Consider the following 12104-nt stretch of genomic DNA (forward strand, 5'->3'; position numbering starts at 1 on the left):
ATCCGTAACACGATGAAAACGCAGGAAATTGCCCGTCGGTGGGTCGACTTTTTCGTCTCTAAGGGCCACACGGCGGTGCCCAGCGCCTCGCTGGTCTCGTCCGATCCGTCGCTGCTGTTCACGGTGGCCGGCATGGTCCCCTTCATCCCATACCTCACCGCGCGTGAAGAACCGCCATACACCCGCGCCACCTCGGTGCAGAAGTGCATCCGCACCGGCGACATCGAAGAAGTCGGCAAGACCGTGCGCCACGGCACCTTCTTCCAGATGTGCGGCAACTTCTCCTTCGGCGACTACTTCAAGAAAGACGCCATCCATTTCGCCTGGGAGCTGCTGACCAGCAGCCTCGAAGACGGCGGCTACGGCCTGGACAAGGACCGCCTCTGGGTCACCGTCTACGAGGACGGCGATGAAAAGGACGTCGAAGCCCGCCGCATCTGGGAAGAAGAGATCGGCATGCCGCGCGAACGCGTGGTCGGCACCGGCAAGGAAGACAACTACTGGAACACCGGCCAGCCGGGTCCCGGCGGCCCCTGCTCGGAGATCTACTACGACCGCGGCCCGCAGTACGGCATCGAGGGCGGCCCGGCCGTCGATGAGACCCGCTACATCGAGATCTGGAACCTCGTGTTCATGCAGTACCGCCTCTCGGCTGTACGCTCCAAGACCGACTTCGACGTCGCCGGCGAACTGCCAAAGCGCAACATCGACACCGGCCTGGGCCTGGAGCGCCTGGCGATGATCCTGCAGGGCGTGGAAAACATGTACGAGACCGACCAGGTCCGTCCCGTCCTGGACAAGGCAGCGGAGCTTGCTTCGGTGACCTACACCTCCACCGAGGATCCCGAGGATCCAAACCACGCCAACGATGTGCGCCTGCGCATGATCGCCGACCACATCCGCTCTTCGCTGATGCTGATCTCCGACGGCGTCACCCCGGGCAATGAGGGCCGCGGCTACGTGCTGCGCCGCCTGATCCGCCGCGCGGTGCGCGCCATGCGCCTGATGGGCGTTGACACCGAGGTGCTCCCGGAGCTGCTTCCGGTCTCCCGCGACGCGATGAAGGGCGTCTACCCGCAGGTGGAGGCCGACTTCGAGCGCATCGCCCGCATCGCCTACGCCGAAGAGCGCGCCTTCCGCCGCACCATCGCCTCGGGCACCACCCGCCTGGAAGAGGCGCTGGGCCACGCCAAGGAAGAGGGCAAGAACCTCTCCGGCGACGACGCCTTCACCCTGCACGACACCTTTGGCTTCCCGATCGACCTCACCCTGGAGATCGCCGCCGAGGCAGGCCTGAGCGTCGACGAGTCCCGCTTCCGCGAGCTGATGAACGAGCAGCGCACCCGCGCCCAGAAGGACGCCAAGGCCAAGAAGTCGGGCCACGCCGACCTGTCGCTGTACACCAAGCTGGCCGAGGCCGGCAGCGTGCACTTCACCGGCTACGACACCCTTGAGGGCGAGTCGAAGATCCGCGGCATCATCCGCGACGGTGCAGTGGTGCCGTTCGCCGAGCAGGGCCAGGAAATCGACCTGGTGCTCGACGAGACTCCGTTCTACGCCGAGTCCGGCGGCCAGGCAGGCGACGTCGGCTTGATCACCGGCGACGGCTTCGTCCTGGAGGTCACCGACGTGCAGGCGCCGGTCAAAGGCCTGAACGTGCACAAGGTCATCGTGCGCGAGGGCGAGCTGCCTGCCGAGGCGCTGGTACGCACCCAGGTCGACGCGGTGCGCCGCCACTCCGGCGAGCAGGCCCACTCCGCCACCCACCTGGTGCACGCGGCCCTGCGCGAACTGCTCGGCGACACCGCCACCCAGGCAGGCTCCTTCAACAAGGCAGGCTACCTGCGCTTTGACTTCTCCTGGGCTGAGGCGCTCTCCGCCGCCGCCCGCAGCGAAGTGGAAGAGGTGGTCAACCTGGCCATCGCCGCCAACCACCAGGTCATCACCAATGAGATGGCCCTGGCAGAGGCGAAGAAGCTGGGCGCGATGAGCCTGTTCGGCGAGAAGTACTCCAACGACGTGCGCGTAGTGGAGATGAACGGCGCCTGGTCGCGCGAGCTGTGCGGCGGCACCCACGTGGACTCCACCGCCCGCATCGGCCAGCTGACCCTGCTCTCCGAGGCTTCGGTGGGCTCGGGCAACCGCCGCGTCGAGGCTCTGGTGGGCATGGAAGCCTTCCGCCATGGCGCTGCCGAGCGTGCACTGGTTTCCGAGCTTTCGGGCCTGTTCCGCGTGCCGTCCTCCCAGGTCTCCGAGCGCGTGAACGACACCGTCGCCAAGCTCAAGGCCGCCGAAAAGCAGATCGCGGAGCTGAAGGCCGCGGCCATGCTGGCCCAGTCCGCGGCCCTGCTGGAAAAGGTTCAGATCATCGGCGCAACCCGACTGCTGGCGCACAACGCCGGCCAGGTCGATTCTGCCGATGCGCTGCGCACCATGGCCCTTGACCTGCGCGGCAAGCTCGGCTCCGAGGCGGCAGTGGTTGTACTGATCGGCGTCTCCGGCGGCCGTCCGCTGGTACTCGCGGTGACCAACGAGGAAGCCCGCGCCAACGGCTTCAAGGCCGGCGCCCTGGTGCGCACCGCCACCGGCGTGCTCGGCGGCGGCGGCGGCGGCAAGGACGACATGGCCCAGGGCGGCGGCCAGGATGCGACCCGCATCGACGAGGCACTGTCCGCAATCCGCGCGGCGCTGGCCAATGCCTAGTATCGCCTTCGGCGTCGACGTGGGCCTGGCCCGCGTCGGCGTCGCCGTGTCCGACCCTTCAGGCATCCTCGCCACCCCGGTCATGACCCTGCGGCGGGATGCCAAAAAGAATTCGGACCGCCGCATGCTGCTGCGCATGATCAGCGACCGCGGCGTCGAAGAAGTGTATATCGGCGAGCCTAAATCCCTGGCCGGCAACACCACCGATTCCACCAGGATGGCCCGCGACTACGCGATCGCCCTGGCAGAGGAAGCCGGCGCCGCCGGCATCGAGGTGGAGATCTTCCTCGTCGACGAGCGGCTGAGCACGGTCCACGCCCACCGTGCGCTGCACGCCTCCGGCAGAAAGATGCAGGACCACCGGCAGGTGGTCGACCAGGTGGCCGCCACCGAAATCCTGCAGCAGGTCCTGGAAATGCGCCGCAACAATGTGCGCATCCAGGCTCAACGCGTGGTGCTGAAGTAACCACTGACGCACCGCCGGCAAGTACCCGAGAAATGAGTGTTAATGCGAGATGAAGACCGCGCCGACAAGCAGCGCGCCAGGCGCCAGGCGCTCTACGAACGGTTCGCCGCTCGCCAGGGCGGCCCTGCCGTCGAGCCTTCATCCCCTGAAATTTCAGGTCTCGGGTACTACCAGCTGCAGCCGCAGGACGCCGATCCCGCCGGCGGCGACGCCCACACCCAGTTCCTTCCGCAGATCCAGCACGAACAGCCTGGTGGCCAGGCTTCCGTCCCGGCGGCTACCGCGCAGGCAGCCGATGCGGCACATCCAGCAGCACCTGAGCAGGAGCAGCCCGGCGAGGACGCCGCCGCGTTCCCCTCGGCCACCGCAGCCGTCGACTCGGCGGCGCTGTTTGAGCCTGAGGACCTGGCCGACGATGTCGTGAACAAAAAGCAGCGCCGCAAACGCAGCAAGCGCAGGCGGAACTGGGTCATGCTCGCCGTGGTCTTGGTCTTCGCCCTGGTCGTTGGCGGCTCGGTGCTCACCGTGCAGTCCCTGCTCAAGCAGTTCAGCCCCGACGACTACCCGGGCCCCGGCGGGGCCACCGTCGAGTTCACCGTGGAGGACGGCTGGGGCGTTAAGGTCATCTCGCGCAAGCTCGAAGAGGCAGACATCGTCTCCGACGACAAGCTCTTCTCGAAGGCGGTGGAGGATTCTACCTCCGCCAGCAAGGTCATCCACCCCGGCACCTACCTGCTGCGCCAGCAGATGCCAGCGGCCGACGCCGCGGACGAGCTCATGAACAACCGCCCCGACAAGGTGTTCTACGTGGCACTGAAGGCGAATCTGCGCATCGACGCGGCGCTGAAGGAAATTTCCAACGGCTCCGGGCTCAAGCTCGAGGAGCTGACCAAGCTGGCCAACGACCCGAAGAAGTTCGGCCTGCCCAGCGAGGTCAAGAACCTTGAAGGCTGGCTGCACCCGGGCGAATACCGCTTCGCGCTGAACACCAGCGCCCAAGAAGTGCTCAAGACCCTGGTCGACGCCACCAAGAAGTCGCTCAAGGATGCAGGCCAGAGCGATTTGAAGCAGGGCTACCGCGCGCTGAAGATCGCCTCGATCATGCAGGCGGAAGCTACCCCGAACGACTACGCCACCGTGGCCGGCGCCATTGAGAACCGCCTGCACCCGAGCAACAAGGAAACCGGCGGCCGCCTAGAGGTCGACTCCTCGGTGATCTACGGCCTTGAGCGCTACACCCTGCAGTTCAGCTCCGCCGAGCGCAAGGACAAGTCCAATGCGTACAACACCTACGTGCATGCCGGCCTGCCGCCCACCCCGATCGGCTCGCCCAGCGACGACGCCGTCAAGGCCGCGGTGAACCCGGAGTCGAACAACTACTACTACTGGGTCACCGTCAATACCCAGACCGGCGAGACGAAGTTCGCTTCCACCTACGCCGAGCACCAGAAGAACCAGGCGCAGTTCCGCTCGTGGTGCGAGCAGAACGCCGATGTGTGCAAGTAACCACGTCAATCACGCGCAGGCTGCCAGCGGCGCCGCGCAGTAGGGAAAGCTAGATCACCATGTTGCAGGCGGCAGTACTGGGCAAGCCCATCGGCCACTCAAAATCCCCGGTGCTGCACCGCGCCGCCTACCAGCTGCTCGACGCGCCGATCAGCTACCAGGCCATTGAGCTCGACCCTTCCCAGGCTCCCGAGCATGCCCAGCGGCTGCGCGACGGATCCTGGGCCGGGTGCTCGGTGACCATGCCGCTCAAGGACGTCTTCGTCCCGTTGATGGATCAGGTCTCCGAGCGGGTGCAGCGCCTGGGCGCGCTGAACACCATCGTGGTGCGCCAGGACGGAAGCCTGTTCGGGGAGAACACCGACGTCGCCGGCCTGGTGGGCGCGCTGCATGACTTTTCAGTGCGGCAGGTCCTGGAACCCACAGTGCTCGGCTCGGGCAATACCGCGCTGGCCGCCATCGAAGCCTGTGCAGCCCTGGGCGCACGCGGGGTGAAGCTGATTGTGCGCGACGCCTCCCGCAGCGCCCGCGCCGTACAGCTCGCCGCCGCGCTGGGCCTTGAAGCCAGCGTCGTGCAGATCGACCAGCTTTTGGCCGAACGCGATCCGCTGGCCGGTCAGCAGTTGGTCTTCTCCACCCTGCCGCCGCGCGCCGCCGACTCCTGGGTCCAAGCGCTCGGCCCCTGCGAAGGCGTGCTGCTGGACGTGGCCTACGACCCTTGGCCCTCGGCCTTGGCCGCCGCATGGCAGGGCCCGGTCGTCTCCGGGCTGCACATGCTGGTGCACCAGGCGGTGGAGCAGGCCCGCCTGTTCACCGGGATCGACTTCGATGCCGACACGCGCGAAAACGTCACAAATGCGATGTATAACTCCTTGGGGCTTCATCGACACGGTTAATGCGTGCAGGTCATGGCAAAATGGGGGACATGTTGCGTTGGTTGACCGCGGGCGAATCACATGGCCCGGCTCTCGTTGGAATTCTTGAAGGACTACCCGCCGGTGTTTCGGTGGATAGCGAAGCAGTGCGCGATGCGCTGGCACGGCGCCGCCTGGGCTATGGCCGCGGCGCGCGAATGAAGTTTGAAAAGGACCAGGTCACCTTCCTGGGCGGCGTCCGCCACGGCAAGACCCAGGGCGGTCCTGTCGCCATTGAAATCGGGAACACCGAATGGCCCAAGTGGGAGCGCGTCATGAACGCCGACCCGGTGGACCTCGACGAGCTCGCCTCGCTGGCGCGCAATGCGCCGCTGACCCGGCCGCGCCCCGGACACGCAGACTTCACCGGCATGCAGAAGTACGGCTTCGACGACGCCCGTCCGGTGCTCGAGCGCGCCAGCGCCCGCGAAACCGCGGCCCGCGTTGCGCTGGGTGCGGTGGCCTCCCGCTTCCTGAATGACCTGGGCATCACCTTGGTCTCCCACACCACCGCCGTCGGCGCCGTGGCGGCACCCGCCGACGCGCCGCTGCCCACCGCTGAGGATGTTCAGGCGCTGGACGCCGACCCGCTGCGCTGCTTCCACAAGGAAACGTCCGAGGCCATGGTTGCGGAGGTCGACGACGCGCACAAGGCAGGGGAGACGCTGGGCGGCGTGGTCGAGGTCCTCGCCTACAACCTGCCTCCGGGCATCGGCTCCTACGTGCACTGGGACCGCCGCCTCGACGCACGCCTAGCCGCCGCCCTGATGGGCATCCAGGCCATCAAGGGCGTGGAAGTCGGCGACGGCTTCGCCACCGCCGCCCGCCGCGGCTCGGCGGCCCACGATGAGATCGTCCATGCTGAGGACGGCACCATTAAGCGCTCCTCGAACCGCGCCGGCGGCATCGAAGGCGGCATGAGCATCGGCGAGGTGCTGCGCGTGCGCGCCGCGATGAAGCCGATCGCCACCGTCCCGCGCGCCCTGCGCACCGTGGACACCGCCACCGGCGAGGACACCACCGCGCACCACCAGCGCTCGGATGTCTGTGCCGTGCCGGCCGCCGGCGTGGTCGCAGAAGCCATGGTCGCCCTGGTGCTGGCACAGTCGCTGCTGGAGAAGTTCGGCGGCGATTCGGTCGCCGAGACCAAGCGCAACATCGAAACCTACCTGGCTAACATCCCTGCCAGCCTGGAATCAACCGGCGTCTAGGCACCGGGGGAAAGAACACCACCTCAATGATTTATCTCATTGGCCCGATGGCCAGTGGCAAGTCCACCGTGGGCAAGTCACTGGCCACTGTGCTGTCCATGAACTTTTACGACACCGACGCGCTGGTTGTGGCCGAACACGGCTCCATCGCCTCGATCTTCGCCGCCCATGGCGAAGCGCGCTTCCGCGATCTGGAGCAGCAGACCCTGGCCTCGGTGCCGCAGGGAGTCATCGCCACCGGCGGCGGTGCGGTGCTGCGCGAGGAGAACTGCAAGGTGCTGCGCACCGGCACCGTCGTCTATCTGGAAATGAGCGAGGCCACTGCCGCATCGCGGCTCAAGGGGGACAACAGCCGCCCGCTGCTGGCAGGTGACGCAGCCCTCACTTCCTGGATCTCGCTGTACCGGAAGCGGCGTGCCATCTACGAATCCCTTGCTGACGTGCGCATTTCGGTGGACCAAAAGAGCGTTCTACAAATTGTCGAAGAAATCCTGCCACAGCTGCCGGCAATGTGATTAGTGCCACGAGATAAGGTTTCTGGGCTAACTCACAGCTACGCTGGAAAAATCAGCACCATCAGGAGGAATCAATCTGATGCCCTTGGCACCAACCACACTTCAGGTCACTGGAAACACTCCGGAACAGTCCTACCCGGTCTTGGTAGGCAACGGACTGCTCGGCCAACTTCCCGAACTGCTCTCAGCGACTGTCAAGAAGGTTCTGGTCATCCATCCGCGTGCACTGCGCGCCACCGGCGATCTGGTCCGCGACGACCTGGCCGGTGCAGGGTTCGAGGCGCTCACCGCCGAAATCCCCGACGCTGAAGAAGGCAAGCACATCCAGGTGGCATCCTTCTGCTGGGAGGTGCTGGGCAAGAACGACTTCACCCGCACCGACGCCATCGTCGCTGTGGGCGGCGGAGCCGTCACCGACCTTGCAGGCTTCGTCGCCGCCACCTGGCTGCGCGGCGTGAAGGTTATCCACATTCCCACTTCGCTGCTGGCCATGGTCGACGCCGCAGTGGGCGGTAAGACCGGCATCAACACCGCCGAAGGCAAGAACCTGGTCGGCGCCTTCCACCCGCCGGCAGCAGTGCTGGTGGATCTGGACGCGCTGGCCACCCTGCCGAAGAACGAGCTGATCAACGGCATGGCAGAGGTCGTCAAGACCGGCTTCATCGCCGACGAGCGCATCCTTGAGCTGATCGAAGAGGATCCGGCCGACGCGATCGACCCGTCCGGCGCACGCCTGCGCGAGCTGGTCGAGCGCACCATCGCCGTCAAGGTCGGGGTGGTATCCCGCGACCTGAAGGAATCGGGCGAACGCGAATTCCTGAATTACGGCCACACCCTGGCCCATGCAATCGAACTGGCGGAGCGCTACCAGATGCGCCACGGGGCCGCGGTGGCCATCGGCCTGAGCTTCGCAGCTGAGCTGGGACGCTCGGTGGGCTACACCTCGGATGAGGTGGCCGAACGCCACCAGAGCATCCTGAAGTCCCTGGGCCTGCCCACCACCTACCGCAACGACCGCTGGGCGGCCCTGCTGGATGGCATGAAGCGCGACAAGAAGTCCCGTGGCGGCCAGCTGCGCTTCGTGGTGCTGGAAGAAATCGGCAAGCCGCGCATCTACGAGGTGCCTGACAACTCGCTGCTCTTCGCCGCCTACCAGGAGATCGGGGAGTAGGCATGAGCAATTACACCACCTACGCCATCGATGTCGCCTCGGTCAACCGCGAAGGCGTCGGCACCTCCATCCAGGGCGTGCTGATCGACCCGACCACGCTCAAGCCATATATCGCCGACGATGCTGCCGCCAGCCACCAGATGCAGGTGGGCTCGCCCACCGACCAGGTGGCGATCCTGCTGGCCCGCGGCGAACTGGCCCAGGCCGGCGAGCTGATCGCCGAGTCGCGCTTCACCGACCCGACCAATGCCTACCTGCGCGTACTGGACACCGAGCTGACCCGCATGCAGGGCGACTTCGACCAGGCAATCAACCGCCTGCGCAAGCTTGCCGAAGAGTTCGCAGGCACCGAGTTCGAACCGCTGATGCACCACCACCTGGGCTTCAGCTTCTTCGCCAAGGGCGACTTCAAGGCGGCGGCAACCCGCTTCCGCAAGGCCATGGAACAGCGCATCGCGATGGACGACGACGCCTACCTGATCAACGCCTCGAGCGTCTGCCTGCAGATTGCCGAAGAACGCGCCAACGCCTGAAGCACCACCCCGGCAGCCGGCACGTAACGCGCGCCACCTGCAAAACCCTGCCGCCGCATGGCGGCCATAGGGTAAACTGATAGATGGATTTTTGATAATGCCCGCATTAAGCGCGGGCGAAAATAGAGGATTGAGGAACCGTGGCGGATACAACCGACATTAAAAACGGCCAGGTCATCAAGATCGACGGCCAGCTGTGGACCATCATCGAATTCCAGCACGTGAAGCCAGGCAAGGGCGGCGCCTTCGTCCGCACCAAGATGCGCAACGTGATCAGCGGCAAGGTGCTTGACAAGACCTACAACGCCGGCACCAAGATCGAGCTGGCCACCGTCGACCGCCGCGACTACCAGTACCTCTACCAGGACGGCGAAGACTACGTCTTCATGAACCTGGACGACTACGACCAGATCACCGTTTCCGGCACCACCGTCGGCGATGCAGCCGGCTACATGCTGGAAAACCAGGAGCTGACCATCGCCATGTACGACGGCAGCCCGCTGTACCTGGAACTGCCTGCATCCGTGGTTCTGGAAATCACCTACACCGAGCCGGGCCTGCAGGGCGACCGCTCCTCGGCCGGCACCAAGCCGGCAACCCTGGAGACCGGCAAGGAAATCCAGGTGCCGCTGTTCGTTGAGCAGAACACCAAGGTCAAGGTCGACACCCGCACCGGCGACTACCTGGGTCGTGTCAACTAGTGCGAGCCCGAGCCAAAGCCCGTCGTCGCGCCCTCGAATTCCTCTTCGAGGCTGAGGCCCGCGATGTCAATCCGGTAAAAGTTGCCATTGCACGCCGAGAGAACTCGGACATCGTGCTCAATGAGTATTCGATGACCCTCATCGAAGGCGTCATGGCGCATCTGGATCGCATCGACGAGGTCCTGGAAAGCTATGTGAAGGACTGGACCATCGACCGCATGCCGGCCGTTGACCGTGCAGCCTTGCGCATCGGCGTATGGGAACTGCTCTACAACGACGATGTGCCGGATGCTGTTGCAGTCTCCGAAGCAGTCATCAACGTTCGCGAGCTGTCCACCGATGAATCACCTGAATTCGTCAACGGCGTTCTGGGCCGCATCCAGAGCGTGAAGGACACCCTAGTCGACTAGCCTCGATTCGCAGCTAAGCCGCAGCTTGGAACCACCCGGTTCTGATCTGCGGCTTTTTTGCCGCCCTCGATCCACCTGCTGCAATCCCCGCCGGCCGCCAGCAGGGCGGGGGAGCATGCATAAATACACGCAGGGGCCCATGGTTCCTCGGGCACGCTCATACCACCGCTACCTGCCCGCAGCGCTCAAAAGAGGATGTGGCAAAGCCAACAGGACGCAGAAACTGCAAGCCCTGCGGCGATTTATCGCGGGTTCATGCGGAAATTCCCCGCGGCCGGCAGCGACGCCGCGGCAGCCAGTGAGCTAAAACACTCAGTATTCATGGTGATGCATAGGTTCTCGCTAGGAATCCTGTCAGGCCCGTGATAATTTGAAGTAGCAATATTCCTTTAATTCCCGTCCAGTGAGGCGGAGAAGGGACTGGTGTGCATCATGAGTGAAACTTCTGTGCCCGATGGCGCCCGCACGGTTCTGACCGGCGAGGACATCGAGCGCGTACTGACTCGCATAGCCTTCGAAATTATTGAAGCCAACAAGGGCGTTGACGACCTTGTTCTCCTTGGCATTCCGCGCCGCGGCTTCCCACTGGCGCAGCGTCTGGCGGCCCGCATCGCCGCAGCCGCAGACGCCCCCATCGACCCGACCGCTCTGGTTGGCCAGCTCGATATCACCATGTACCGCGACGACCTGCGGCATTCAACCACCCGGACACCTGAGCCGACCAAGCTGCCAGCAGGCGGCATCGACGGCAAGGTCGTGGTGCTCGTGGACGACGTCCTGTACTCGGGCCGCACCATCCGCGCCGCATTGGACGCCCTGTCCGACTGGGGCCGCCCGCGCATCGTGCGCCTGGCGGTGCTGGTAGACCGCGGCCACCGCGAACTGCCGATCCGCGCAGACCACGTAGGAAAGAACCTGCCCACCGCCAAGAGCGAGAAAGTGCGCGTGCACGTGGCAGAGATCGATGGAATCAACGAAGTAAAAATCGAGGCAGGTGAATGAAACACCTGTTGTCCACTGCCGACCTGAGCCGCGAAGAAGCGATCCAGATCCTGGATATCGCCGGGGAAATGCGCGAAACCGGCACCCGCGTGGTCAAGAAGCTTCCGGCGCTGCGCGGCCGCACCGTGGTGAACCTGTTCTTTGAGGACTCCACCCGCACCCGCATCTCCTTCGAAGCGGCAGCCAAGCGCCTGAGCGCGGATGTCATCAACTTCTCCGCCAAGGGCTCCTCGGTGTCCAAGGGCGAGTCGCTGAAGGACACCGCCCAGACCCTGCTGGCCATCGGCGCCGACGCCGTAGTCATCCGCCACCCGGACTCCGGCGCGCCGGCCCGCCTGGCGGCCACCGACTGGATCGACCTGCCGATCATCAACGCCGGCGACGGCACCCACGAGCACCCCACCCAGGCGCTGCTCGATGCCTTCACCCTGCGCCGCCAGCTGGCGCTGCGCAACGGCACCGCACCGACCGGACTGGGCCTGGACGGGCTGAAGGTCGCCATCGTCGGCGACATCCTGCACAGCCGCGTGGCGCGCTCAAACCTCTGGCTGCTGAACACCCTGGGCGCCGAGGTCACCATGGTGGCCCCACCGACCCTGCTGCCGGTAGGCGCAGGCTCCTGGCCGTGCAAGATCAGCTACGACCTGGACGCGGTCATCGAAGAAGGCGTCGACGCGCTGATGATGCTGCGCGTGCAGGGCGAACGCATGAAGGCCGCCTACTTCCCGAACCCGCGCGAATACTCACGCTACTGGGGACTGGACGACGCACGCCTGGGCGCGCTGGATGCCGCCGGGGCCGAAACCCTGATCATGCACCCGGGCCCGATGAACCGCGGCCTGGAAATCTCCTCGGCCGCCGCGGACTCGCCGCGCTCCACCGTGCTGGACCAGGTCACCAATGGCGTGGCAGTGCGAATGGCCAGCTTGTACATGCTCCTGTCCGGCGACCTGATCTAAGGAAGAACCCTTC

Annotated in this window: 12 protein-coding genes; all 12 read left to right on the forward strand. The window is 65.4% G+C overall.

Going from position 1 to position 12104, the window contains the following annotated elements:
• Positions 1 to 12 precede the first annotated feature (12 nt).
• The 12 genes from alaS to AUR04nite_RS00990 all read left to right on the forward strand — a co-directional run bounded on the left by alaS (position 13) and on the right by AUR04nite_RS00990 (position 12091).
• Positions 13 to 2703, forward strand: a complete 2691-nt coding sequence (gene alaS / locus AUR04nite_RS00935) for an alanine--tRNA ligase (protein ID WP_141361017.1) — start codon at positions 13 to 15, stop codon at positions 2701 to 2703.
• Positions 2696 to 3169, forward strand: coding sequence for a Holliday junction resolvase RuvX (gene ruvX, locus AUR04nite_RS00940; RefSeq protein ID WP_218024610.1), 474 nt, complete (start codon positions 2696 to 2698; stop codon positions 3167 to 3169). The genes alaS and ruvX overlap by 8 nt, the downstream gene beginning before the upstream one ends.
• A 42-nt stretch (positions 3170 to 3211) precedes the next feature.
• On the forward strand, positions 3212 to 4675 hold the full coding sequence (gene mltG / locus AUR04nite_RS00945) for an endolytic transglycosylase MltG (RefSeq protein ID WP_141361021.1): 1464 nt from the start codon (positions 3212 to 3214) through the stop codon (positions 4673 to 4675).
• A 59-nt stretch (positions 4676 to 4734) separates the two neighbouring features.
• Entirely contained in the window at positions 4735 to 5571 is an 837-nt protein-coding gene (locus tag AUR04nite_RS00950; RefSeq protein WP_141361023.1) for a shikimate dehydrogenase family protein, read from the forward strand.
• A gap of 29 nt (positions 5572 to 5600) precedes the next feature.
• Entirely contained in the window at positions 5601 to 6800 is a 1200-nt protein-coding gene (gene aroC, locus AUR04nite_RS00955; RefSeq protein ID WP_141361025.1) for a chorismate synthase, read from the forward strand.
• Between the two features lie 26 nt (positions 6801 to 6826).
• Positions 6827 to 7315: a shikimate kinase gene (locus tag AUR04nite_RS00960; protein ID WP_141361027.1), complete on the forward strand. Its 489-nt coding sequence runs from the start codon at positions 6827 to 6829 to the stop codon at positions 7313 to 7315.
• Between the two features lie 79 nt (positions 7316 to 7394).
• Entirely contained in the window at positions 7395 to 8486 is a 1092-nt protein-coding gene (gene aroB, locus AUR04nite_RS00965; protein ID WP_141361029.1) for a 3-dehydroquinate synthase, read from the forward strand.
• Positions 8487 to 8488: 2 nt separating this feature from the next.
• The gene (locus tag AUR04nite_RS00970) at positions 8489 to 9019 is read left to right on the forward strand and encodes a tetratricopeptide repeat protein (RefSeq protein WP_141361031.1); all 531 of its coding nucleotides are present in this window, start codon (positions 8489 to 8491) and stop codon (positions 9017 to 9019) included.
• Between the two features lie 140 nt (positions 9020 to 9159).
• Positions 9160 to 9720, forward strand: coding sequence for an elongation factor P (efp, locus tag AUR04nite_RS00975; RefSeq protein ID WP_141361033.1), 561 nt, complete (start codon positions 9160 to 9162; stop codon positions 9718 to 9720).
• Positions 9720 to 10130 carry a transcription antitermination factor NusB gene (gene nusB, locus AUR04nite_RS00980; protein ID WP_141361035.1) on the forward strand — a complete coding sequence of 137 codons (411 nt, stop codon included), beginning with the start codon at positions 9720 to 9722 and terminating at the stop codon, positions 10128 to 10130. The genes efp and nusB overlap by 1 nt, the downstream gene beginning before the upstream one ends.
• A 432-nt stretch (positions 10131 to 10562) precedes the next feature.
• Positions 10563 to 11132, forward strand: coding sequence for a bifunctional pyr operon transcriptional regulator/uracil phosphoribosyltransferase PyrR (gene pyrR, locus AUR04nite_RS00985; RefSeq protein WP_170184029.1), 570 nt, complete (start codon positions 10563 to 10565; stop codon positions 11130 to 11132).
• A complete protein-coding gene (locus tag AUR04nite_RS00990; RefSeq protein ID WP_141361037.1) occupies positions 11129 to 12091 on the forward strand; it encodes an aspartate carbamoyltransferase catalytic subunit in 963 nt (320 codons plus the stop codon). Before pyrR ends, AUR04nite_RS00990 begins: the two co-directional genes overlap by 4 nt.
• The last annotated feature ends 13 nt before the right edge of the window (positions 12092 to 12104 follow it).

Source organism: Glutamicibacter uratoxydans (assembly GCF_006539925.1).
GTDB classification, from domain to species: domain Bacteria; phylum Actinomycetota; class Actinomycetes; order Actinomycetales; family Micrococcaceae; genus Glutamicibacter; species Glutamicibacter uratoxydans.